The sequence below is a fragment of the Streptomyces sp. DH41 genome (genome assembly GCF_029813785.1).
In the GTDB taxonomy this organism is placed as follows: Bacteria; Actinomycetota; Actinomycetes; order Streptomycetales; family Streptomycetaceae; genus Streptomyces.
The window spans coordinates 595,274-616,959 of sequence record NZ_JARVKY010000001.1 but is presented as its reverse complement, the minus strand read 5'-3'; the positions used below and the strand labels follow the sequence as shown (position 1 = coordinate 616,959).

At 69.1% G+C, this 21,686-nt stretch carries 24 protein-coding genes and 1 tRNA gene; 17 read left to right on the top strand and 8 right to left on the bottom strand.

Annotated features, from left to right (window positions below; translation table 11 throughout):
• Positions 1 to 15: 15 nt before the first annotated feature.
• The 3 genes from QC283_RS02715 (at position 16) to QC283_RS02705 (ending at position 4,815) form a co-directional block, all read left to right on the top strand.
• The gene (locus QC283_RS02715; protein ID WP_279559666.1) at positions 16 to 2,367 is read left to right on the top strand and encodes an immune inhibitor A domain-containing protein; all 2,352 of its coding nucleotides are present in this window, start codon (positions 16 to 18) and stop codon (positions 2,365 to 2,367) included.
• A 134-nt stretch (positions 2,368 to 2,501) separates the two neighbouring features.
• Positions 2,502 to 2,861 carry a hypothetical protein gene (locus tag QC283_RS02710; RefSeq protein WP_279559665.1) on the top strand — a complete coding sequence of 120 codons (360 nt, stop codon included), beginning with the start codon at positions 2,502 to 2,504 and terminating at the stop codon, positions 2,859 to 2,861.
• A gap of 145 nt (positions 2,862 to 3,006) precedes the next feature.
• Positions 3,007 to 4,815: a bifunctional metallophosphatase/5'-nucleotidase gene (locus QC283_RS02705; RefSeq protein ID WP_279559664.1), complete on the top strand. Its 1,809-nt coding sequence runs from the start codon at positions 3,007 to 3,009 to the stop codon at positions 4,813 to 4,815.
• Between the two features lie 176 nt (positions 4,816 to 4,991).
• Here QC283_RS02705 and QC283_RS02700 read toward each other — a convergent pair whose 3' ends face one another.
• Positions 4,992 to 5,579 carry a nicotinamidase gene (locus QC283_RS02700; RefSeq protein ID WP_279559663.1) on the bottom strand — a complete coding sequence of 196 codons (588 nt, stop codon included), beginning with the start codon at positions 5,577 to 5,579 and terminating at the stop codon, positions 4,992 to 4,994.
• 105 nt (positions 5,580 to 5,684) lie between these two features.
• Positions 5,685 to 7,067, bottom strand: a complete 1,383-nt coding sequence (locus QC283_RS02695) for a nicotinate phosphoribosyltransferase (RefSeq protein WP_279559662.1) — start codon at positions 7,065 to 7,067, stop codon at positions 5,685 to 5,687.
• A gap of 177 nt (positions 7,068 to 7,244) precedes the next feature.
• On the opposite strand from QC283_RS02695, the gene clpS reads away from it, so the two are divergent.
• From clpS to QC283_RS02665, 7 genes are all read left to right on the top strand, one after another.
• A complete protein-coding gene (gene clpS, locus QC283_RS02690; protein WP_279559661.1) occupies positions 7,245 to 7,562 on the top strand; it encodes an ATP-dependent Clp protease adapter ClpS in 318 nt (105 codons plus the stop codon).
• A gap of 41 nt (positions 7,563 to 7,603) precedes the next feature.
• Positions 7,604 to 8,233 (top strand): DUF2017 domain-containing protein, encoded by a 630-nt coding sequence (locus tag QC283_RS02685; protein ID WP_279559660.1) that lies wholly within the window; start codon positions 7,604 to 7,606, stop codon positions 8,231 to 8,233.
• 353 nt (positions 8,234 to 8,586) lie between these two features.
• Complete coding sequence (locus QC283_RS02680) at positions 8,587 to 10,014, top strand: amino acid permease (protein WP_279559659.1); 1,428 nt, start codon at positions 8,587 to 8,589, stop codon at positions 10,012 to 10,014.
• A 186-nt stretch (positions 10,015 to 10,200) separates the two neighbouring features.
• The gene (locus QC283_RS02675; RefSeq protein WP_279559658.1) at positions 10,201 to 10,623 is read left to right on the top strand and encodes a M67 family metallopeptidase; all 423 of its coding nucleotides are present in this window, start codon (positions 10,201 to 10,203) and stop codon (positions 10,621 to 10,623) included.
• Between the two features lie 79 nt (positions 10,624 to 10,702).
• Positions 10,703 to 10,798, top strand: coding sequence for a putative leader peptide (locus QC283_RS39435; protein WP_310873142.1), 96 nt, complete (start codon positions 10,703 to 10,705; stop codon positions 10,796 to 10,798).
• A 100-nt stretch (positions 10,799 to 10,898) separates the two neighbouring features.
• Complete coding sequence (locus QC283_RS02670; RefSeq protein WP_279559657.1) at positions 10,899 to 11,177, top strand: MoaD/ThiS family protein; 279 nt, start codon at positions 10,899 to 10,901, stop codon at positions 11,175 to 11,177.
• A gap of 6 nt (positions 11,178 to 11,183) precedes the next feature.
• On the top strand, positions 11,184 to 12,134 hold the full coding sequence (locus QC283_RS02665) for a PLP-dependent cysteine synthase family protein (protein ID WP_279559656.1): 951 nt from the start codon (positions 11,184 to 11,186) through the stop codon (positions 12,132 to 12,134).
• A 4-nt stretch (positions 12,135 to 12,138) separates the two neighbouring features.
• On the opposite strand, the gene QC283_RS02660 is transcribed toward QC283_RS02665, so the two are convergent.
• A complete protein-coding gene (locus QC283_RS02660) occupies positions 12,139 to 12,606 on the bottom strand; it encodes a type II toxin-antitoxin system PemK/MazF family toxin (RefSeq protein WP_279559655.1) in 468 nt (155 codons plus the stop codon).
• A gap of 204 nt (positions 12,607 to 12,810) precedes the next feature.
• On the opposite strand from QC283_RS02660, the gene QC283_RS02655 reads away from it, so the two are divergent.
• A complete protein-coding gene (locus QC283_RS02655; protein WP_279559654.1) occupies positions 12,811 to 13,563 on the top strand; it encodes an MBL fold metallo-hydrolase in 753 nt (250 codons plus the stop codon).
• An 88-nt stretch (positions 13,564 to 13,651) separates the two neighbouring features.
• Here the strand turns inward: QC283_RS02655 and QC283_RS02650 are convergent, their stop codons facing one another.
• Both QC283_RS02650 and QC283_RS02645 read right to left on the bottom strand, forming a co-directional pair.
• Positions 13,652 to 14,902 (bottom strand): PTS transporter subunit EIIC, encoded by a 1,251-nt coding sequence (locus QC283_RS02650; RefSeq protein WP_279559653.1) that lies wholly within the window; start codon positions 14,900 to 14,902, stop codon positions 13,652 to 13,654.
• A gap of 305 nt (positions 14,903 to 15,207) precedes the next feature.
• The gene (locus tag QC283_RS02645) at positions 15,208 to 16,503 is read right to left on the bottom strand and encodes a PTS transporter subunit EIIC (RefSeq protein ID WP_279559652.1); all 1,296 of its coding nucleotides are present in this window, start codon (positions 16,501 to 16,503) and stop codon (positions 15,208 to 15,210) included.
• A gap of 169 nt (positions 16,504 to 16,672) precedes the next feature.
• Between QC283_RS02645 and QC283_RS02640 the strand changes: the two genes are divergently transcribed.
• From QC283_RS02640 to rdgB, 4 genes are all read left to right on the top strand, one after another.
• Positions 16,673 to 16,906: a glucose PTS transporter subunit EIIB gene (locus tag QC283_RS02640; protein WP_064728108.1), complete on the top strand. Its 234-nt coding sequence runs from the start codon at positions 16,673 to 16,675 to the stop codon at positions 16,904 to 16,906.
• A gap of 119 nt (positions 16,907 to 17,025) precedes the next feature.
• Positions 17,026 to 17,766, top strand: coding sequence for a ribonuclease PH (gene rph, locus QC283_RS02635; protein WP_279559651.1), 741 nt, complete (start codon positions 17,026 to 17,028; stop codon positions 17,764 to 17,766).
• Positions 17,767 to 17,966: 200 nt separating this feature from the next.
• Positions 17,967 to 18,374 carry a hypothetical protein gene (locus tag QC283_RS02630; protein WP_279559650.1) on the top strand — a complete coding sequence of 136 codons (408 nt, stop codon included), beginning with the start codon at positions 17,967 to 17,969 and terminating at the stop codon, positions 18,372 to 18,374.
• Between the two features lie 47 nt (positions 18,375 to 18,421).
• The gene (rdgB, locus tag QC283_RS02625; protein WP_279559649.1) at positions 18,422 to 19,024 is read left to right on the top strand and encodes an RdgB/HAM1 family non-canonical purine NTP pyrophosphatase; all 603 of its coding nucleotides are present in this window, start codon (positions 18,422 to 18,424) and stop codon (positions 19,022 to 19,024) included.
• A 42-nt stretch (positions 19,025 to 19,066) separates the two neighbouring features.
• On the opposite strand, the gene QC283_RS02620 is transcribed toward rdgB, so the two are convergent.
• From QC283_RS02620 to bcp, 3 genes are all read right to left on the bottom strand, one after another.
• Positions 19,067 to 19,151: transfer RNA gene (locus QC283_RS02620), tRNA-Leu, on the bottom strand.
• Between the two features lie 53 nt (positions 19,152 to 19,204).
• Positions 19,205 to 20,227 carry an HNH endonuclease gene (locus tag QC283_RS02615; protein WP_279559648.1) on the bottom strand — a complete coding sequence of 341 codons (1,023 nt, stop codon included), beginning with the start codon at positions 20,225 to 20,227 and terminating at the stop codon, positions 19,205 to 19,207.
• A 134-nt stretch (positions 20,228 to 20,361) separates the two neighbouring features.
• Positions 20,362 to 20,829, bottom strand: coding sequence for a thioredoxin-dependent thiol peroxidase (gene bcp, locus QC283_RS02610; RefSeq protein ID WP_279559647.1), 468 nt, complete (start codon positions 20,827 to 20,829; stop codon positions 20,362 to 20,364).
• 92 nt (positions 20,830 to 20,921) lie between these two features.
• Here bcp and QC283_RS02605 point away from each other — a divergent pair, with 92 nt between their 5' ends.
• Positions 20,922 to 21,254, top strand: a complete 333-nt coding sequence (locus QC283_RS02605) for a DUF3618 domain-containing protein (protein WP_279559646.1) — start codon at positions 20,922 to 20,924, stop codon at positions 21,252 to 21,254.
• Positions 21,255 to 21,331: 77 nt separating this feature from the next.
• Positions 21,332 to 21,634, top strand: coding sequence for a GroES family chaperonin (locus QC283_RS02600; RefSeq protein ID WP_202550399.1), 303 nt, complete (start codon positions 21,332 to 21,334; stop codon positions 21,632 to 21,634).
• Positions 21,635 to 21,686 lie beyond the last annotated feature (52 nt).

The window sequence follows — 21,686 nt, the reverse complement described above, 5'->3', positions numbered from 1 at the left end:
GGGGGAGGAACTCAAGTGACCAGTAGATCCTGGAAGTTCAGAACGGCGGCGACCACCGTCGCACTCGCCGCCGCCACCGCCACGCTCTCGGCGGCGGGCGTGGCGCAGGCGGACTCGCCGGCCCGGCCGGAAGCCGTGGACCGGCACGACCCGCATCCCGCGAAGGGCATGCACTCGCATGACCTCAAGGGCCCCATGAGCGACACTCGGGCGGCCCAGCGCGAGGAGGCGCTGAACCAGGTCATATCCGGCAAGGCCTCGGTGAAGAAGAAGGACGGCTCCAACGTCGTCCAGCTCAAGAGCAAGAAGGGCGACGCCAAGTACGTCGAGCTGGGCCGGGAGAAGACCGACAAGATCTTCACCATCCTGGTCGAGTTCGGCGACAAGATCGACAGCCGGTACGGCGGCGACGCCGGACCGCTGCACAACCAGATAGCCAAGCCCGACCGGAGGACCGACAACTCCACGGCCTGGAAGGCCGACTACGACCAGCAGCACTTCCAGGACCTGTACTTCGGTTCCGGCAAGGGCGTCAACTCGGTCAAGACCTACTACGAGAAGCAGTCCTCCGGCCGCTACTCCGTCGAGGGCGAGGTCTCCGACTGGGTCAAGGTCCCCTACAACGAGGCCCGCTACGGCAACAACGACTGCGGCGACACCAACTGCCCGAGCGTGTGGAACGTCGTCAGCGACGGCCTGAACGCCTGGGTCGAGCAGCAGAAGGCGGCCGGCCGCACCGACGCCCAGATCAAGGCGGAGGTCGCCCGGTTCGACGAGTGGGACCGCTACGACTTCGACGGCGACGGCGACTTCAACGAGCCCGACGGCTACATCGACCACTTCCAGATCGTGCACGCCGGCGAGGACGAGTCCGCGGGCGGCGGCGTCCAGGGCACCGACGCCATCTGGGCCCACCGCTGGTACGCCTTCGGCACCGACGCCGGCGCCACCGGCCCCGGCGAGAACAAGCTGGGCGGCGCCCAGATCGGCTCCACCGGCATCTGGGTCGGCGACTACACCGTCCAGCCGGAGAACGGCGGACTCGGCGTCTACGCCCACGAGTACGGCCACGACCTCGGCCTGCCGGACCACTACGACACCGCCGGCGGCGAGAACTCCACCGGCTTCTGGACGCTGATGTCGTCCGGCTCCTGGCTCGGCACCGGACGCAATGAGATCGGTGACCTGCCCGGCGACATGACCGCCTGGGACAAGCTCCAGCTCGGCTGGCTCAACTACGACACCGCCAAGGCGGGCGTGAACTCCTGGCACAAGCTGGGCGTCGCCGAGTACAACACCAAGCACAAGCAGGGCCTGGTCGTCGAGCTGCCGAAGAAGGAGGTCACCACCGAGATCGTCGTCCCCGCCGAGGGCGAGACCCAGTGGTGGAGCGGCAGCGGTGACAACCTCAAGAACACGATGAGCCGTTCGGTCGACCTCACCGGCAAGACCACCGCCGAGCTGACCTTCGACGGCTGGTACGACATCGAGGCGAACTACGACTACCTCTACACCGAGGTCTCCACCGACGGCGGCGCCAACTGGACCGCGGTCGACGGTGTGGTGGACGGGTACCCGATCCCTCGCGACGCCGCCGACAAGCCCGCCCTGCACGGCACGATCGACGACTACACGAAGTTCGCGTACTCCCTCGACGCCTACGCGGGCCAGAAGATCGACCTGCGCTTCCGCTACCAGACGGACGGCGGCGTGGCCCAGAAGGGCTTCGCGGCCGACATGATCAAGGTGTATGCCGACGGCGAGACGCTGTTCACCGACAACGCCGAGAGCGCGGACGCCGCCTGGACCGCCGACGGCTTCACCCGGGTCGGCGCCTCCTTCACCAAGGACTACGCGCAGTACTACATCGCCGAGAACCGGCAGTACGTGTCGTACGACAAGACGCTGAAGACCGGCCCGTACAACTTCGGCTTCACGTCGCGCCCGAACTGGGTGGAGCACTACGCGTACCAGAACGGCCTGCTGATCTGGAAGTGGGACACCTCCCAGGCTGACAACAACACCAGCCAGCACGAGGGCACCGGCCTGCTCCTGCCGGTCGACTCCCACCCGACCGCGCTGAAGTACTCCGACGGCACCCTGATGCGCAACCGCGTGCAGGCGTACGACTCGCCGTTCAGCCGCTACCGCACGGACGGCATGACGCTGCACAAGAACGACGTGGCGACCTGGATCCCGGGCTCCAAGGGAGTGTCGGTCTTCAACGACCGCACCAACGACTACTACGACGAGTCGAACCCGACCGGCGGCGTCAAGATCACTGACACCAACACGAAGATCAAGATCCTCAAGGAGGCCAGGAACGGCTCGACGATCGAGCTCGAGGTTGGCCCCGCCGGCAGGTAAATAGCATCTGCCCAGGTCAGACCATGATCGGCGGCGACCCCCTGGCGGGTCGCCGCCGATCCGTGTTTAGGTGCCTCCTGTGCTTCTCTTATTGACACCCGGTGCGACACCGGCTGACACGGGGGTATGACCGCATGGCCGCAGGAGGCTTCTGCAAGCTGCCGAACGGCACGGTGGTAGTGGCACTGAACCTGCCCAGCCCCACCGCCGCGGGAGGCGCGGGCACCCCCTTGGGGGGAGTGCGCGTACTCGTCCACGCCCACAACCGGGCGCGCGCCCTGACCCGGCTGCGCAACCTGGGCCTGCGCGCGGTCTACCTGCGGGGCAACACCGCCCCGCCGACCCCGGACGAGATCACCGCCGTCCTGCACCATCCCGACGGCCTCATATGGCGCACGGCACCCGTGGCCGGCGCCGCGGGCGGACCGGACCTCGTCCAGGAGCTGTGGCACCCGATCCGGGCCCTGCTCAGACGGCCGACCGCCCAGACCTGATGTGATCTCTGTCACATTCTGAGGCGTGAGGCCGAGGTCACTGACTGTTCATCAGCCCCGCGCCGGGTGATTACTCCAACTGCGCCCTCCGCTCGCCCACGCGACCGATCCTGGTCCGACCACTGGCGGCAGCAGGAGGACGCATATGGAGACCCTCGGATCCGGCAGACGCACCGGGCGTGTGGCCCGGCGCTTATCGGCACTGATAGCCGGTGCCGTCCTGACCACCGTCGCGGCGATCACGCCCGCGGCGGCGGCGGAGGAACGAACAGAGCCCGTGGACGTCCAGTTGGTGTCCCTCACCGACTTCCACGGCTATCTCGGCGAGTACAGCGCGACGATCGTCGGTTCGCACCAGTCGGACCCTCCTGTCCGGGTGGGCGGCGGCTCCTATCTGGCCACCCATCTCAAGCAGCTGAGGCAGGGACAGGACAACTCGATCCTCTTCTCGGCCGGTGACGACTTCTCCGGCTGGCCGGACGAGACGGAATGGTTCTGGAACGAACCCACCATCGAGTACCTCAACGCGATCGGCCTGCGGTTCTCCACCGTCGGCAACCACGAGATGGACCGCGGGTTCGACTTCCTGCGGCACATGCAGGAAGGCACGTGCGAGGGCCGTCCCGACGACGACCTGTGCTTCACCGACTCGACCGGCAAGCGCTTCGCCGGCGCCGACTTCTCCTACTACTCGGCCAACTTCCTGGACCGGAGGACCGGCCGCCCCGCACTGCGCCCCTACCACGTCGAGCAGGTCGACGACGGTGACGGCGGCACCCTCCCCGTCGGCTTCGTGCACGCGACGACCACCCTCACCGGTTCCGAGCCGATGTCGTACACCCCCAGCGGCTACAGCTACGCCGACGAGGTGACGGCGATCAACCGCTCCGTCGAGCGGCTGCGGGCCCGGGGCGTCCGGGCGATCGTCACGGTGGTCCATGAAGGGTTCTCGCAGCGCTCCGGCAGCGGGCACAACGACTGCGTCGACCCCTTCGGCCCCGCCGTCGAGTTCAACCGGGCCATTTCCCCGGCGGTCGACGCGATCGTCACCGGGCACTGGCACGGCACGGTCAACTGCATGCTGCCCGACCCCGAGGGCGCCCTGCGCCCGGTCGTCCAGGCCGGCAACCACGGCCACCTGATCAGCGAGATCAACCTGAAGCTCGACCCGCGCACCGGAGAGGTCCTGCGTGATCGCACCGCCTCGGTGAACCACGCCGTCACCCAGGACGTGCCCCGCGACCCCGAGGCCGACCGCATCGCCGCCTACTGGCGGGCACAGCTGCGGGAGCGGGCGGCCCAGCCGATCGGCACGATCACCGGGGACCTCACCCGGGCCCGCGACGCCGAGGGCGAGTCGGCCCTGTACGACGTGGCCGCCGACGCCTACCACTGGGCGGCGGACCGGGACGGCCGCGCCGATCTCGGACTGGCGATGCCCGACACCCTGCGCCGCGACCTGACCTACGCCGCCGCACCGGGCAACGCCGCCGACGCCCCCGGGCGGGTGCTGTTCCCCGAGGCGGCGGTCGGCACCGTGTACGACAGCGGGATCGGGGTCGGCGTCGTACGCGGCACCCTGACCGGGCGGGAACTGGTCCGGCTGCTGGAGTCCCAGTGGCAGAGCGCTGCCGACGGCACGGTCACCTTCCGCCCGGTGGCGGTCTCCGGGAACGTCTCGTACCGGTTCGACGCGGAGCGGCCCGTGGGCCGGCGTATCGACCGGGGGAGTGTGCGCATCGACGGCCGCCGCGTCGGTGAGGGCAGGAAGTACCGCGTCGCCACCCTCGCCACCGCCTTCATGGAGGGACGGACGACGCCCGGCATCGACGTACTGGTCGGCGCCCGCGACCAGGACCGCAGCGCCTACATGGGCGGCGACGCGCTGTGGCGCTACCTGTCGGCCCACCCGCGGCTGGCACCGCCCGCCCTCGACCGGGCGAAGACGGGCTGAGAAGGGTGAAAACAGGTGAAGACGGGCTGAGACGGGCGAAGACGGGCTGAGACGGGCGAAGACGGGCTGAGGCGGGCGAAGACGGGCTGATACCCGTCAGACGCCCGCCCGCGACGTCCGTCCGACCGACGGAGGCGGGAGCGGAGCGCGCGGTGGCGGTCGCCCGACGGCGGCCGCTACTGGACGACCGGCTTCCCGATCAGCTCCACTCCCGCCTCCCGCAGCTCCTCCAGCGCCCGCTCGGTGGTCTCCGCGGCCACCCCGGCGGTCAGGTCGAGCAGCACCTGCGTACGGAAGCCCTCGCGCGCGGCGTCCAGGGCGGTGGCCCGTACGCAGTGGTCGGTGGCGATGCCCACGACGTCGACCTCGTCGATCTCCCGGGTCCGCAGCCAGTCGGCGAGGGGTGTGCCGTTCTCGTCGGCGCCCTCGAAGCCGCTGTAGGCCGCCGCGTACGCGCCCTTGTCGAAGACGGCGTCTATCGCGCCGGAGGCGACGGCGGGGGCGAAGTTCGGGTGGAAGCCGACGCCTTCCGTGCCGGCGACGCAGTGCGCCGGCCAGGAGTGGACGTAGTCGGGGTGGTCGGCGAAGTGGCCGCCCGGTGCGACGTGGTGGTCGCGGGTGGCCACGACGTGGCGGTAGCCGGCGGGCGCCTGCCCGATCAGCTCGGTGATGGCGGCGGCCACGTCGGCACCGCCGGACACCGCGAGGCTGCCTCCCTCGCAGAAGTCGTTCTGCACGTCTACGACGATCAAGGCGCGGCGCATGGTCGGTGTCCTTCGACTGGGTCGACTGTGGGTCGGGGAGGGAGGGGAAGGGACGGGGGAGGGGCCGGGGACGGAGGGTGCGGTCCGCGTCGCGGCGCACCAGCTTTAGCTACCCGAGCCCCCGTGCGCGTACTCCGTCGGAATGACGGGTTCCCCTCGGGAGAGCTGGGTGGCGGACAGCGGCAGGTTGGCGCGGGCGGCCGCGTGCCGGTCCCGGGCGGCGTCCAGCGGCTCACGGGCGACGACCTCACCGCCCTTGACCAGCTCGACCAGAAGCTGCCGGTCGGCCAGGTCGGCGGGTACCGGCCCGGTGCCGACCACCTCGGCCTCGGCGTAGCCGTGGGCGTCCAGCCGCCGGGCGGCCCACTTGCGCCCGCCGATCGAGGTCTTGCCGCCACTGGACTTCTTGGCCACCGGCACCAGCGGTACCTCGCCACCGGCGGAGCCCGTGAAGCCCGCCGAGCCCGTGGAGTCGCCGGACTCGGCGCGGGCGACCAGCTTGTAGACCATCGAGGCCGTCGGGTGGCCCGACCCGGTCACCAGCTGGGTGCCGACGCCGTACGCGTCCACGGGCGCCGCGGCCAGCGAGGCGATGGCGTACTCGTCCAGGTCCGAGGTGACGACGATCTTCGTCTCCGTGGCACCCAGCTCGTCCAGCTGCTGCCGCACCCGGTGGGCGACCAGCAGCAGGTCGCCCGAGTCGATGCGCACGGCGCCCAGCTCGGGCCCGGCGATCTCCACGGCCGTACGGACGGCCTCGCCGACGTCGTAGGTGTCCACCAGGAGCGTGGTGTCCCGGCCCAGGGCGTCCACCTGGGCCCGGAACGCGTCGCGCTCGTTGTCGTGCAGCAGCGTGAAGGCGTGGGCGGAGGTGCCCACGGTGGGGATGTTGTAGCGGAAGCCGGCGGCCAGGTCGGAGGTGGTCGCGAAGCCGCCGACGTAGGCGGAGCGGGCGGCGGCCACCGCGGCCAGTTCGTGGGTGCGACGGGCGCCCATCTCGATCAGCGGACGGTCCCCGGCGGCCGAGGCCATCCGGGAGGCGGCGGCGGCGATCGCCGAGTCGTGGTTGAGGATGGAGAGGATCACCGTCTCCAGCAGCACGCACTCGCCGAAGGTCCCCTCGACCCGCATGATCGGCGAGCCCGGGAAGTACACCTCGCCCTCGGGGTAGCCCCAGATGTCGCCGCTGAAGCGGTACCGGGCGAGCCAGTCCAGGGTCTCCTCGTCGACGATGTCCTTCTCGCGCAGGAAGCGCAGGAGGTCCGCGTCGAAGCGGAAGTTCTCCACCGCGTCGAGTACCCGCCCGGTGCCCGCCACGACGCCGTAGCGGCGCCCGTCGGGCAGTCGGCGCGTGAAGACCTCGAACACGCTCCGCCGCCCGGCCGTGCCCGCCTTCAGGGCGGCTCGGAGCATGGTCAGCTCGTACTGGTCGGTGAAGAGCGCCGTCGAGGGAACGTCCACCGGCAGCCCTAGGTCCGCTACGTTCACGAAGCTCTCCTCGCCTTCTGCTTGCCGGGTCCCCCGGTGCGGCCGGGGGTCCGGGGGTTGTCCCCCGGTGTGTGCAGCCTGGGAGGATCGTACCCCCATTTCGTCAGTCTGACGATTTGTGGTTCCGTGGTGTGGCCCACAGGCCCGTTTGTGCGAGTGCCCCCCTGTGGTGGCAGCATGGGCCATGTGACGGCAGCCGCACCCATGGAGATCGAGAAGACCGAGTCGGCGGAGGAGGTCTTCGCCGTACCCGAGCCCGACGTGCCCTGGGTGACGATCGTGCACAACGATCCCGTCAACCTCATGAGCTATGTGACGTACGTCTTCCAGTCGTACTTCGGCTACTCGAAGGAGAAGGCCACCAAGCTCATGAAGGACGTCCATCACAAGGGCCGGGCGGTCGTGTCCACCGGCTCGCGCGAGGAGATGGAACGGGACGTCCAGGCCATGCACGGCTACGGCCTGTGGGCCACTCTCCAGCAGGACCGGAAATGACCCACGCCCGCCCGCAGGACGGAAGTAGCTGAATCACCTTCATGCCCGGACAATTCGAACCGCTCCCCGGCGGCGGCGCGGCCGTCGCCCTCGACGACGTCGAGATCTCCATCATCCGGTCCCTGGCCGTGCAGCTCCTGGAGCTGATCGGCCCCGGCCCCGCCGAGGACGCCTCCGACGACCCGCTCGCCGAGCTCTTCGCGGACGGCCCGAGCGAGCCGCCCTCCGACCCGGTGCTGCGGCGCCTGTTCCCGGACGCCTACGGCGACCCCGAGGGCACCCCGCAGGCCAGGGAGGCCGAGGAGCAGCGGGCGCACTCCGCCGAGTTCCGCCGCTACACCGAGAACGACCTGCGCGCCGGCAAGCGCGAGAACGCGCTCGCGGTGATCCGCACCCTGGACACCCTCTCCTCGGGGACCGAGGGCGGGGGCAGGGCCGGGGGCGAGGGCGGCGCGGCGGTGCTGAAGCTGTCGGTGGAGGAGTCCCGGCGGTGGCTGAACGCCCTCAACGACCTGCGCCTCGCGATCGGCTCCCGGCTGGAGATCGCCGACGAGGACGACACCGACCTGCTCTACCGGCTCCCGGACGAGGACCCGCGCAAGCCGATGGTGATGGCGTACCTGTGGCTCGGAGGGCTCCAGGAGTCACTCGTCGCGACCCTTATGCCCTGATTGCGGGATGAGAGGCCGGAAGAGGTGTCCGCTCAGCGGATCCTCAAATCCGGGTAATGATCCTGTCAAAGAGTTGCCCCTTTTCGCCCATCGAGGGCGCCTTATGTCCGTCTATGTCTGTGCGCCACGTCACATGACGGCCCTGTGATCGATCTCGCGGTCGTGGTAAATCTTCACGACCGCCCGGCGAACACCACCCGAATGTTCGGCCGGGTGCGCCACCGAGCCGGCGGACCGCCGGCCAGGCACCGAGCGGGATGTGAGACCCGCTCAACTCCATCATCCGGGGGGATCGAGACCCGATCCGCGGCCGAGTCAAGGCCCGGATCGGCATGGAGAAAGGCGCACCACACATGACCTCTGCGCAGGTCGACACGGACAAGGCCCCCGAAGAGGGCTACGAGCGCGGCCTGGGCAGCCGCCAGGTCCAGATGATCGCGATCGGCGGCGCCATCGGCGTCGGCCTCTTCCTGGGCGCCGGGGCCAACATCGCCAAGGCCGGCCCCAGCATCATCCTCATGTACGCCCTCGCGGGTGTGATCATCTTCTTCATCATGCGGGCGCTCGGCGAGCTCCTGCTCTACCGGCCGGTCTCCGGCTCGTTCGCCGAGTACTCGCGCGAATTCCTCGGCCCCTTCTTCGGCTACTTCACCGGCTGGACGTACTGGCTGATGTGGGTGGTCACCGGCATGGCGGAACTCACCGCCGCCGCCATCTACATCCACTACTGGTTCCCGGAGATCCCGCAATGGGTCTCCGCCCTCGTCTTCCTGGTCCTGCTGTTCGCCGCGAACCTGATCTCCGTGAAGCTCTTCGGCGAGATCGAGTTCTGGTTCTCCATGGTCAAGGTCACCGCCATCATCGGCATGATCGTGATCGGCGTCGGCGTACTCACCCTCGGCTTCAGCCAGGCCGGCGACACCGCCGCCGTCTCCAACCTGTGGGAGTTCGACGGCTTCTTCCCCAAGGGCATCGGCTCGTCCCTGATGACCCTCCAGGGCGTCATGTTCGCCTACCTCGCCGTCGAGCTGGTCGGCGTCACCGCCGGCGAGTCGGAGAACCCCGAGAAGACCCTCCCCAAGGCGATCAACACCCTGCCCTGGCGCATCGCCCTCTTCTACGTCGGCGCCCTCACCGTCATCCTGGCCGTGGTCAAGTGGACCGAGTTCGCCGAGGGCGTCAGCCCCTTCGTGGAGGCCTTCACCGTCATCGGCATCCCGGCCGGCGCCGGCATCGTCAACTTCGTCGTGCTCACCGCCGCCCTGTCGTCCTGCAACTCCGGCATGTACTCCACGGGCCGCATGCTGCGCACCCTCGCGGACAACGGCGAGGCACCCAGGGTCTTCAGCCGGCTGTCGTCGACCAAGACCCCGGCCATCGGCATCGGCATCTCGGTGGTCTTCATGGGCATCGGCGTGGTCCTGAACTACATCGTCCCCGAGAAGGCCTTCGGCTACGTCACCTCCGTCGCCACCGCCGCCGGCATCTGGACCTGGCTGATGATCCTGATCAGCCACGTCCTCTACCGCCGCAAGGTCGTCGCGGGCCGCCTGCCCGCCTCCTCCTTCCCGGCCCCCGGCGGCTCCGTGTGCTCCTACATCGCCATCGCCTTCCTGCTCTTCGTGACCTGCCTGATCGCCTACGACGCCGACGCCCGCGTCTGCCTCTACGTGATGGCCGGCTGGGCCGCCGCCCTCGGCATCGGCTGGGCCGTGCTCAAGAGCCGCAACCCGGAGATCACCGAGCGGCCCGGCGAGCCGGAGATGGAGAAGATCGGCTGACGGCCACCACGCCGCCCGGCCCCTCGGCCGACCGGCGCTGACCAGCGCGTTCGCGCGCACCGCGGACAGCCGGCCGCACCGGGTGCTCGTGGCACCCGGCACGGCCACCGCTCAGGATGTCCGGCATATGGGCCGGTCCGTACCACCCACCGGTACGGACCGGCCCTTCTGCTTATCCTGGGCCGCATGCTGACCCTCACACAGGCCCTGTACGACCAGATCGTCGCCCACGCGCGCGAGGACCACCCCGACGAGGCGTGCGGCGTGGTGGCCGGCCCCGTCGGCGAGGGCCGCCCCGAGCGGTTCATCCCGATGCTGAACGCCGCCCGCTCGCCGACGTTCTACGAGTTCGACTCGCAGGACCTGCTCAAGCTCTACCGGGAGATGGACGACCGCGACGAGGAACCGGTGATCATCTACCACTCCCACACGGCCACCGAGGCCCACCCCTCCCGCACCGACATCACCTACGCCAACGAACCCGGCGCCCACTACGTCCTGGTCTCCACGGCCGACACCGACGGCGCCGGCGACTTCCAGTTCCGCTCGTTCCGGATCCTGGAGGGAGAGGTGACGGAGGAGGAGGTCAAGGTCGTGGAGGCGTACTGATATCGCATCGCGGGCGGAGAACGTCCAGCAGATGAGATCACACTCCGAATGCCGGACCGGGAATCGATACGATGACCCCATGGTTCTTCTCGACGTGAGCGAAAAGGCGCCGGGCACGCTGCTCGTGGCGCGCCTGCACGTCGACCTGTGCAGGCTGAACAGCGCCATCTGTTGATCCTCCGCTGCCGCCGTACGGCCGTGAGCCGCGGCGGGCTGCCGCGTGCCGCCGCGCGCCTCACCGAACCCACGACACCTTCCGACAGGAGCCCTCAGCCATGGCCATCGAGGTCCGCATCCCGACCATCCTCCGCCAGTACACCGACGGCCAGAAGGCCGTGGAGGGCACCGGGGACACCCTCGCCCAGCTCTTCGCCGACCTCGAGACCCGGCACACGGGCATCCAGGCCCGCATCGTGGACGGGGACCAGCTGCGCCGCTTCGTCAACGTCTACCTGAACGACGAGGACGTCCGCTTCCTCGACGGCATCGACACCAAGCTCACCGACGGCGACAGCATCACGATCCTGCCGGCCGTCGCCGGCGGTATGGCCTGATCGGCGATGCGCTACGACACCCCGCTGGCCGCGGTGGGCAACACCCCCCTGGTGCGCCTGCCGCGGCTGTCGCCGTCCGACGACGTCCGCATCTGGGCCAAGCTGGAGGACCGCAACCCGACCGGCTCGGTCAAGGACCGCCCCGCGCTCCACATGATCGAGCAGGCCGAGAAGGACGGCCGCCTCACCCCGGGCTGCACGATCCTCGAACCGACCAGCGGCAACACCGGCATCTCGCTCGCCATGGCCGCCAAACTCAAGGGCTACCGCATCGTCTGCGTGATGCCCGAGAACACCTCCCAGGAGCGCCGCGACCTGCTCGCCATGTGGGGCGCGGAGATCATCTCCTCCCCGGCCGCGGGCGGCTCCAACACCGCCGTACGGGTCGCCAAGGAACTCTCCGCCGAGCACCCCGACTGGGTCATGCTCTACCAGTACGGCAACCCGGACAACGCCGGCGCCCACTACGCCGGCACCGGCCCCGAGATCCTCGCCGACCTGCCCTCCATCACCCACTTCGTGGCCGGCCTCGGCACCACCGGCACCCTCATGGGCGTCGGCCGCTACCTGCGCGAGAACAAGCCGGACGTGAAGATCGTCGCCGCCGAACCGCGCTACGACGACCTCGTGTACGGCCTGCGCAACCTCGACGAGGGCTTCGTACCCGAGCTGTACGACGCCTCCGTCCTCACCACCCGCTTCTCCGTCGGCTCGGCGGACGCCGTCACCCGCACCCGCGAACTCCTCCAGCAGGAGGGCATCTTCGCCGGCGTCTCCACCGGCGCCGCCCTGCACGCCGCGATCGGCGTCGGGAAGAAGGCGGTGAAGGCCGGCGAGAGCGCGGACATCGCCTTCGTCGTCGCCGACGGCGGCTGGAAGTACCTCTCCACCGGCGTCTACACGGCGGCCACCACCGAAGAGGCCATCGAGACCCTCCAGGGCCAGCTCTGGGCCTGACGCCTCACCGGGCGAGGTGACGAACCCGGTCCCACAGGGCCGGGTCCACCTCGCCCACCCGGCGCCGGAAGTCCCGCACCGGCACTTCCCGCAACTCGTCGGTCTCCAGGAAACTCGTCCGCCCCCGCGCGTCCCCGACCGAGCCCGGCGGCAACGTGATCACCCCGGCCCGCTCCTCCCGGTACCGACTGGTGATCTTCGCGACCAGCGCCCGCCGCCCACGCACCGAGACCACCAGACACGGCCGGTCCTTCGCCCCCGCGCGGTCCTCGTACGGCACCCTCGCCCACCAGATCTCCGCCGGCCGCGGCCGCGCCCCCCGCCCTCGCGGACCCGCCGGCCGCCCCGGCGGACGCCGCCCGCCACCCGGCCGGCGAGGCCGGGCACCCCGCCCCCAGCCGTCCACGACCGCGGCGACGAGCGCGAGCACCACCACCGCCGCGAAGGCGAGCCACCACCAGGACGTGTCCATACCGACGACCGTACCGGCGCACACCACCACCCCGCGCCCCCTGGCTGGCCCCGCACGCCCCACTTCCAGCCGAACCGGTGACAGCGCAGGTGAGTTCGCCCACAACGGCCCCTGGCGGAGGAGCGACCAAAGGTTTTGCGCCTTACGCTCGACAAACCGCACGACCCCCGTCTCTCCACACGCGCCAGCGGAGGTTTCTGCTTCATGAAGCTCACCGTCGTCGGCTGCTCGGGGTCGTTCCCGTCCGCGGAATCGGCCTGCTCGAGCTACCTCGTCGAGGCCGACGGCTTCCGGCTGCTCCTCGACATGGGCAACGGAGCCCTCGGCGAGCTGCAGCGCCACTGCGGTCTCTACGACCTCGACGCGATCTTCCTCAGCCACCTGCACGCCGACCACTGCATCGACATGTGCGCCTACTTCGTGGCGCGCTACTACCGGCACGACGGCGGCCGCTGCGACCCCCTCCCGGTCTACGGACCCGAGGGCACCGAGCACCGGCTCACCACCGCCTACGCCGACACCCCCTCGGCCTCGTCCATGAGCGAGGTCTTCGACTTCCACACGGTCAAGCCGTCCACCTTCGAGGTCGGCCCCTTCACCGTGCACACCGAACGCGTCGCCCACCCCGTGGAGGCCTACGCCATCCGCGTCGAGCACGGCGGCAGGTCGCTGACCTACTCCGGCGACACGGGCGTCACCCCCACCCTGGACGAACTCGCCCGCGACACCGACCTGTTCCTGTGCGAGGCCGCCTTCACGCACGGCAAGGAGAACATCCCCGACCTCCACCTCAACGGCCGCGAGGCGGGCGAGAGCGCCGCCCGCGCCGGCGCCCGGCGCCTGATCCTCACCCACATCCCCCCGTGGACCGACCCCCAGGTCAACCTCGCCGACGCGCGCGAGGTCTACGACGGCCCGTCGGAGGTCGCCGCACCGGGCGCGGTGTACGAGATCTAGGACAGGACGAACAGGCACCGCGCGGGCATGACGCAGGCCCCGGAACCTTCCCGGTTCCGGGGCCTGCGTCATGCCGTACGGCGGGGACTCACGCCTTCGTGAGGTCCTCGACCTCCTCCTCGGGCTCGCGGCCCGGGGTCTTCAGGTTGAACTTGATGATCGCGAAGCGGAACGTCACGTAGTAGATCGCCGCGAACACCAGACCGATCGGGATGATCAGCCATGGCTTGGTGGCCAGATGCCAGTTCAGGGCGTAGTCGATGGCACCGGCCGAGAAGTTGAAGCCGGCGTGCACCCCCAGGCCCCAGGTGAGCGCCATCGAGATGGCGGTGAGCACCGCGTGCAGCACGTACAGGACCGGCGCGATGAACATGAACGAGAACTCGATCGGCTCGGTCACACCGGTGACGAACGAGGTCGCGGCCAGCGAGACCATCATGCCCATCACGGCCTTGCGGCGCTCCGGGCGGGCGCAGTGCGCGATGGCGATCGCGGCGGCCGGCAGACCGAACATCATGATCGGGAAGAAGCCCGACTGGAAGATACCGGCGGACGGGTCACCGGCCAGGAAGCGGGTGATGTCACCGTTCACGACCTCACCGGCGGAGTTCGTGAAGTCGCCGAGCTGGAACCAGGCCACGGTGTTGACGAACTGGTGCATGCCGACCGGGATCAGCGCCCGGTTCACGCCGCCGAACAGGGCCGCGCCACCGGCGCCGAGGCCGGTCATCCACTCACCGAAGTTGGAGATGCCGGTACCGATGGGCTCCCAGACCAGACCGAAGAAGACACCGACCACGATGCCGACGAAGGCCATGATGATCGGCACCAGCCGGCGGCCGTTGAAGAAGCCGAGCCAGTCCACCAGCTTGGTGCGATGGAACCGCTGCCACAGCACGGCGGAGAGCAGACCCATGATGATGCCGCCCAGGACACCCGGGTCGTTGTACGTCGCCGCGACGTCCTCGCCCTGCTTGACCACCGCCTCGGTGACCGGGAAGGCCTCCAGGACCTTGCTGTAGACGAGGAAGCCGACCACCGCGGCCAGCGCGGTCGAGCCGTCCGCCTTCTTGGCGAAGCCGATGGCCACGCCTATGCAGAACAGGATCGGCAGCGAGCCGGTCAGCGCACCGCCCGCGTTGTTGAAGACGGCGGCGACCCGGTCCCAGCCCAGGCCGTCCTTGCCGAAGATGTCGTCCTGGCCGAGCCGGACCATGATGCCCGCCGCCGGCAGCACGGCGATCGGGAGCTGCAGGCTGCGGCCGACCTTCTGCAAACCCTGGAAAAGACCAGAACCCCGCTTCTTCGCGGGGGCCGCCTTGTCGGTGGCGGTGCTCATACTTCCTCCATCGGGTGGTGGTCTACACCACTCAGTGGTGTAGACCTGTTGTAGCACGATGAAGGCCGCGTAAGGAACCCGTGATTCCGCGACCGGGACACTACGCCCCGTACCCGATCAAAACCGCGCACCCGCCCGCGCCCGTACGCACGCACCCGCTCGCACACCCGCGCCCCGCGCACCCGCCCACGCCCGTGCGCGTACACGCACGCACCCGCGCGAAGGCGCGCCGAAGGCCCCCGGACCAACGGTCCGAGGGCCTTCGTAAGACCACGGTCAAAGCGTACGTGAGAGACCCATGAGGTCTACACCTTGGTGACGTCCTCCACCTCGTCCTCCGGCTCCCGCCCCGGCGTCTTCAGATCGAACCTCGTGATCGCGAACCGGAAGACCACGTAATACACCACCGCGAAACACAGACCGATCGGAATGATCAGCCACGGCCGGGTCGCCAGGTTCCAGTTGATGACGTAGTCGATCAGACCCGCCGAGAAACTGAACCCGTCCTTCACACCCAGCCCCCACGTCACCGCCATCGACACACCCGTCAGCACCGCGTGCACCACGTACAGCACCGGAGCGATGAACAGGAACGAGTACTCCAACGGCTCCGTGATCCCCGTCACGAACGACGTCAGCGCCAACGACAGCATCAGACCACCGACCTCCTTGCGCCGGTGCGGCTTCGCGCAGTGCGTGATCGCCAACGCCGCCGCCGGCAACGCGAACATCATGATCGGGAAGAAGCCCGACGTGAACTGACCCGCGTCCGGATCACCCGCCAGGAACATGTTGATGTCCCCGTGCACCACCGTGCCGTCCGGCTTCGTGTAACTGCCGAACTGGAACCACATCGGCACGTTCAGGAACTGATGCAGCCCGATCACCAGCAACGCCCGGTTCGCCAGCCCGAACACACCCGCGCCCCACGCGCCGATCCCGGTCATCCAGTCGCTGAAACTCTCCAGCGCGTCACCGATCGGCGGCCACACCCACAGACACAGCGCCGCGAACGCGATCGCCACGAACGCCATGATGATCGGCACCAGCCGGCGGCCGTTGAAGAACCCGAGCCAGTCCACCAGCTTCGTCCGATGGAACCGCTGCCAGAAGTACGCCGTCAGCAACCCCATCACGATGCCGCCGAACACCCCCGGATTCTGGAAGACGAACGCGGTCACCTCACCCGAACCGTCCGTCACCCGGCAGCCGACCTGCGGCACCGCCTCCGAACCCTCCGGACAGTCCTCCGGAAACTGCCGCAGCACGTTGAAATAGACGAGGAACCCCGCCACCGCCGCCAACGCCGTCGAACCATCGGCCTTCTTCGCCATCCCGATGGCCACACCCACACAGAACAGCAGCGGCAGCCCCAGCGAACTGTCGAGCAGCGCACCCCCCGCGCCCGTCATCACCTTCGAGACGTTCGACCAGCCAAGACCGTCGTCCCCGAACACGTCCGGCTGCCCCAGCCGGTTGAGAATGCCGGCGGCGGGCAGAACCGCGATGGGCAACTGAAGACTGCGCCCCATCTTCTGCAACCCTTGGAACGCCGTGTTCCAACGGGCGCGAGCGGGACTGGCCGCGCTGTCGGCACTCATCCGGTCTCCATCCGGTCTCGATCCGGTCGCCGGTACACTGGTGTAGACCAGTTGACGGACGGCTCCGCCGTCGTGACGCCATCATTCGCGACAGACCGCACGATGGCTCGCGAAGATGGGCCAACTGTGGGTTACTGCGACAAAGCGGCTCGGATCAGGGAGAACGAACATGGCCAGCAAGGCTGAGAAGATCGTCGCCGGCCTCGGCGGCATCGAGAACATCGACGAGATCGAAGGCTGCATCACCCGACTCCGCACCGAGGTCAACGACCCCGCGCTGGTCAACGAAGCCGCCCTCAAGGCCGCCGGCGCCCACGGCGTCGTCAAGATGGGCACCGCCATCCAGGTCGTCATCGGCACCGACGCCGACCCGATCGCCGCCGAGATCGAAGACATGATGTAAAGACGCCCGGCACACGCCGAGCGCACGCTCAACGCACCGAGGGGCCCCTCCCACCACGGATTCCACCACGGATCCACCACGGGAAGGGCCCCTCACGCACGCCCGCTAGGCTCACCCGCATGTCACGAATCGACGGCCGCACCCCCCAACAACTCCGCCCCGTCACCATCGAACGCGGCTGGACCAAACACGCCGAAGGCTCCGTCCTCGTCTCCTTCGGCGACACCAAAGTCCTCTGCAACGCCTCCGTCACCGAAGGCGTCCCCCGCTGGCGCAAGGGCAGCGGCGAAGGCTGGGTCACCGCCGAATACGCCATGCTCCCCCGAGCCACCAACACCCGCGGCGACCGCGAATCCGTCAAGGGCCGCATCGGCGGCCGCACCCACGAGATCAGCCGCCTCATCGGCCGCTCCCTGCGCGCCGTCATCGACTACAAGGCACTCGGCGAGAACACCATCGTCCTGGACTGCGACGTCCTCCAGGCCGACGGCGGCACCCGCACCGCCGCCATCACCGGCGCCTACGTCGCCCTCGCCGACGCCATCACCTGGGCCCAGACCACCAAGAAACTGATCAAGCCCAGCCGCAAGCCCCTCACCGGCACCGTCTCCGCCGTCTCCGTCGGCATCGTCGACGGCACCCCCCTCCTCGACCTCCCCTACGAGGAAGACGTACGCGCCGACACCGACATGAACGTCGTCTGCACCGGCGACGGCCGCTTCGTCGAGGTCCAGGGCACCGCCGAGGCCGCACCCTTCGACCGCGACGAACTCAACGCCCTCCTCGACCTCGCCGCCGCCGGCTGCACCGAACTGGCCGACCTCCAGCGCAAGGCCCTCGGCACGGCCCTCGAAAGGTAAAGAGCACCCCAAGGACGCATCAAGAAAGGCGGCCCGGACACGCAACTCCACCGCCCGCCACCGCGTCACTAGCAGTACAGCAGTACAGCAGTACTACAGCAGCTCCACGGGCGTACGGCCGACGCACCCGCCGTACGCCCGACGCCGCACCGATCGCACACGGGCCGCCCGGCCCTGTCCCAAGGGGAGGACCGAGACCCATGGCCGCGAGCCGCCACCGACGACTTCGCCGCATCACCGTCACCGCCGCAGCCGTGGCGACCTTCGCCCTGACGACCGGCCTCACCACCGGCTGCGACGCCGTCGACAAGGCCCTCGACTGCGTCCAGACCGCCGACGCCATCGCCGACAGCGTCACCGCGCTCCAGCAGGCCGTGGAGAACGCGTCCAACGACCCGACGCAACTCGAGGAATCCCTCACCTCCATAGACAAGAACCTCGACAAGATCGGCGACCAGACCGACAACACCGACGTCAGCAAGGCGGTCGACGACCTCGGCAAGGCCGTCGACAACGTCCGCACCTCCGTCGAGAACGGCGACAACACCCCCGACCTCAGCCCCGTCACCGACGCGGCGGGCGAACTGACGAAGGTCTGCACGCCGTAAGGGGAGCGGGTGCGAAGGGACCGGCGGACGCCCGGGATACTGAACCCATGACCCGCCTGATCCTCGCCACGCGCAACGCCGGAAAGATCACCGAACTGAGGGCCATCCTCGCCGACGCGGGCCTGCCCCACGACCTCGTCGGCGCGGACGCCTACCCGGAGATCCCCGACGTGCGCGAAACCGGCGTCACCTTCGCCGAGAACGCCCTCCTCAAGGCCCACGCCCTGGCCCGGGCCACCGGCCTCCCCGCCGTCGCCGACGACTCCGGCCTCTGCGTCGACGTCCTGAACGGCGCCCCCGGCATCTTCTCCGCCCGCTGGTCCGGCACCCACGGCGACGACCAGGCCAACCTCGACCTCCTCCTGGCCCAGCTCTCCGACATCGCGGACGAGCACCGGGGCGCGTACTTCGCCTGCGCGGCGGCCCTGGCCCTGCCCGACGGCACGGAACGGGTCGTCGAGGGCCAACTGCCGGGCACCCTGCGCCACACCCCCGCCGGCACGGGCGGCTTCGGCTACGACCCGATCCTCCAGCCGGAGGGCGAGACGAGAACGTGCGCGGAACTGACGGCGGCGGAGAAGAACGCGATCAGCCACCGGGGGAAGGCGTTCAGGGCGCTGGTGCCGGTGGTGCGGGAATTGTTGGGGTGAGTGACGGCAGAGGGGCCGCCTGTTGAGCGGCCCCTCTGTGCGTGCGGCCGGTGGGACTCGAACCCACACGGGTGTGAACCCACTGGGACCTAAACCCAGCATGACTGCCAAATTCCATCACGGCCGCTCAAAAACGGTCATCGTGCTCGACCGGCGGCATTCAGTGTACGGGGCCACGGGTCACCCTGCGAGGGGCGTCCTACCCTTCCGGCGACACCAGGTCTCCGTCAGGGCGTGGCAGTTGGGACAGAGATACCGCAGGTTCTCTCTACGATTGTCTCGCCAGTTCCCATTGACATGATCGATCTGCAGGGTGATGGGTTGACCGAGCCACGCACCGGTGTTGCCGCAGGTCTCGCAGGCGTACGGCACTCCGATCTCACCCAGGGCTTTGTGTAGTTGAGCCCTGTTCGTTCGCCCTGCATGAGAGGGGAGGGTGATCAGTACCCGGTGAGCGGTAGGTGTTGGGGCCGGCGGCTCAGCTCGCCCCCAGGGCCTACGCTCGAAGTGATTCGTGTCGAGACCCAGACGCGCAGCCGCGCGTCGGACGCGTCGATGGTTGACGTCATTGACCTCCAGGCCGAGGTTACGCATGACGTCGGCGTAGCTCTTGGAGCGCGGTACGAGGTCGCGGAGCTGCTCTTCGGAAATGTGCAGGCGTCGGTGCGAGAAGTGACTTGTATCGATCTCTTGGGTGCTCATCATGCGGCGCAGCGTGGCGCGCGAACGGCTGTCGTCCGGCACACCCAGTGCACGTGCGACGCCGCGCACGCTGGTAGCTGCTGCTGCGGCTGCACGCAGTTCATCTGTAGTGAAGGGCAGATCGGGCTCGGGCTGGTTGAGGCCGGGGAAGTGGCTGACATCGATTCCTGCGGCGCTGATGCGGCGCCGGATGTGGGACAGGGTTCCGGTGGCCGGGGTCGCTCCCAGCTTCAATGCCACCTCCCGCAGCGATGTCGCCGAGGCGGTGGCCTCGGCGATGGCCGCGTCGGGGTACTTGCGCCATGGGCTGCGCTTGACGAAGTGACTCGTGTCCAGCCCGTGGCCTGCGACCTTTTCCTGGAGAACCTTTCGCTGACCGCCACTCGCCTTGAGGCCGAGTCGTCGCAGCAGGTCTGTCCAGTTGCGGGCCGCGGCGACAGTGTGTGCCAGTCGGTCCCTGTCGTAAGTGCCCGATTGCGTGGGCTCTGAAGTCTCCGGCATCCTGTCCGCCCCTCTGTCCCCGGCCGCGCGTTCGCGGTCTCGTACGGAGTAACGAACCGTTTATCGGACGGTCACGCACGATAAACGGAAGGGGCCGTACCGGTAGTGCGGTACGGCCCCTGTGAGGACGGGGATCAGATGCCCAGGTCCTTGATGATCTTGGCTACGTGGCCCGTGGCGCGGACGTTGTACAGGGCGTGTTCGACCTTGCCCGCCTCGTCCACGACGATCGTGGAGCGGATGACGCCCATGTAGGTCTTGCCGTAGTTCTTCTTCTCGCCGAAGGCCGCGTACGCGTCGAGGACCTTCTTGTCCGGGTCGGCCAGGAGGGTGACCTTCAGGGACTCGGTGTCGCGGAACTTGGCCAGCTTCTCCGGCTTGTCCGGCGAGATGCCGATGACGTCGTACCCGGCGTCGGCCAGCAGCTCCAGGTTGTCGGTGAAGTCGCACGCCTGCTTCGTGCAGCCGGGGGTAAGGGCAGCAGGGTAGAAGTACACGATGACCTTGCGGCCCCGGTGGTCGGACAGGGACACCTCGTTGCCGTCGGCGTCCGGGAGGGTGAAGGCGGGGGCCGGGTCCCCGGGCTGGAGTCGCTCGCTCATCGATCCAGCGTAACCGGGGGTCCTGACAGTGCGGCGAGCGCCGGAGCTGACAGACTGTCCGGGACAGCTTCAGCGGATTTCGGAGGCGTACGGTGGCGGACACGTCGGACATCAGAACCCCGGCGCAGATCGAGGCGGACATCAAGCGCCGCCGCGAGGTGCTGGCCGAGACGCTCGACGAGATCGGGATGCGGGTGCACCCGAGCACGATCGTGGGCGATGCGAAGGCCAAGGTCGCTTCCAGCGTCGACCACACACTCGGACGGGCCTACGTCCAGGTCAATCGTGTGGTCAGCGATGTGAAGTCGCAGTTCGTGGACGAGCAGGGCGCGCCGAGGATGGAGCGGGTCGTGCCCGCCGCGCTCGTCGTGGTCGGGGTCGTGGGGCTGCTGGCCCTGGGCAGTACCCGGCGGCGTGGGCGCTGAGCGGGGGCAGGTAGGTTCGTGGCGTGAGCGCCAAGAAGAACGAGCACAGCTCCCTGGACGACAAGCTGCCCATCCGGATGCTGCACGACCGTGTACTCGTGCGGCAGGACGCCGGTGAGGGTGAGCGGCGTTCCGGGGGTGGGATCCTGATTCCCGCCACGGCGGCGGTCGGTAAGCGGCTGGCCTGGGCCGAGGTCGTCGCGGTGGGTCAGAACGTACGGACCGTGGAGCCGGGTGACCGGGTGTTGTACGACCCGGAGGACCGTGCGGAGGTCGAGGTGCGGGGTACGGCGTACGTGCTGATGCGCGAGCGGGATCTGCATGCCGTGGCCGCGGACCGGTTCGAGGGGTCGGAGGATTCGACCGGGCTGTACCTGTAGGACAGCGGCGGAAGTAGCCGTGGAAGGGGCTGGTGACCGGTGTCACCAGCCC

Coding starts and splice junctions, on each gene's coding strand:
- QC283_RS02710 (WP_279559665.1), top strand. CDS start 2,502: ATGGCCGCAGGAGGCTTCTGCAAGCTGCCGAACGGCACGGTGGTAGTG.
- QC283_RS02705 (WP_279559664.1), top strand. CDS start 3,007: ATGGAGACCCTCGGATCCGGCAGACGCACCGGGCGTGTGGCCCGGCGC.
- QC283_RS02700 (WP_279559663.1), bottom strand. CDS start 5,579: ATGCGCCGCGCCTTGATCGTCGTAGACGTGCAGAACGACTTCTGCGAG.
- clpS (WP_279559661.1), top strand. CDS start 7,245: ATGGGCCATGTGACGGCAGCCGCACCCATGGAGATCGAGAAGACCGAG.
- QC283_RS02685 (WP_279559660.1), top strand. CDS start 7,604: ATGCCCGGACAATTCGAACCGCTCCCCGGCGGCGGCGCGGCCGTCGCC.
- QC283_RS02680 (WP_279559659.1), top strand. CDS start 8,587: ATGACCTCTGCGCAGGTCGACACGGACAAGGCCCCCGAAGAGGGCTAC.
- QC283_RS02675 (WP_279559658.1), top strand. CDS start 10,201: ATGCTGACCCTCACACAGGCCCTGTACGACCAGATCGTCGCCCACGCG.
- QC283_RS39435 (WP_310873142.1), top strand. CDS start 10,703: ATGGTTCTTCTCGACGTGAGCGAAAAGGCGCCGGGCACGCTGCTCGTG.
- QC283_RS02670 (WP_279559657.1), top strand. CDS start 10,899: ATGGCCATCGAGGTCCGCATCCCGACCATCCTCCGCCAGTACACCGAC.
- QC283_RS02665 (WP_279559656.1), top strand. CDS start 11,184: ATGCGCTACGACACCCCGCTGGCCGCGGTGGGCAACACCCCCCTGGTG.
- QC283_RS02660 (WP_279559655.1), bottom strand. CDS start 12,606: ATGGACACGTCCTGGTGGTGGCTCGCCTTCGCGGCGGTGGTGGTGCTC.
- QC283_RS02655 (WP_279559654.1), top strand. CDS start 12,811: ATGAAGCTCACCGTCGTCGGCTGCTCGGGGTCGTTCCCGTCCGCGGAA.
- QC283_RS02650 (WP_279559653.1), bottom strand. CDS start 14,902: ATGAGCACCGCCACCGACAAGGCGGCCCCCGCGAAGAAGCGGGGTTCT.
- QC283_RS02645 (WP_279559652.1), bottom strand. CDS start 16,503: ATGAGTGCCGACAGCGCGGCCAGTCCCGCTCGCGCCCGTTGGAACACG.
- QC283_RS02640 (WP_064728108.1), top strand. CDS start 16,673: ATGGCCAGCAAGGCTGAGAAGATCGTCGCCGGCCTCGGCGGCATCGAG.
- rph (WP_279559651.1), top strand. CDS start 17,026: ATGTCACGAATCGACGGCCGCACCCCCCAACAACTCCGCCCCGTCACC.
- QC283_RS02630 (WP_279559650.1), top strand. CDS start 17,967: ATGGCCGCGAGCCGCCACCGACGACTTCGCCGCATCACCGTCACCGCC.
- rdgB (WP_279559649.1), top strand. CDS start 18,422: ATGACCCGCCTGATCCTCGCCACGCGCAACGCCGGAAAGATCACCGAA.
- QC283_RS02615 (WP_279559648.1), bottom strand. CDS start 20,227: ATGCCGGAGACTTCAGAGCCCACGCAATCGGGCACTTACGACAGGGAC.
- bcp (WP_279559647.1), bottom strand. CDS start 20,829: ATGAGCGAGCGACTCCAGCCCGGGGACCCGGCCCCCGCCTTCACCCTC.
- QC283_RS02600 (WP_202550399.1), top strand. CDS start 21,332: ATGCTGCACGACCGTGTACTCGTGCGGCAGGACGCCGGTGAGGGTGAG.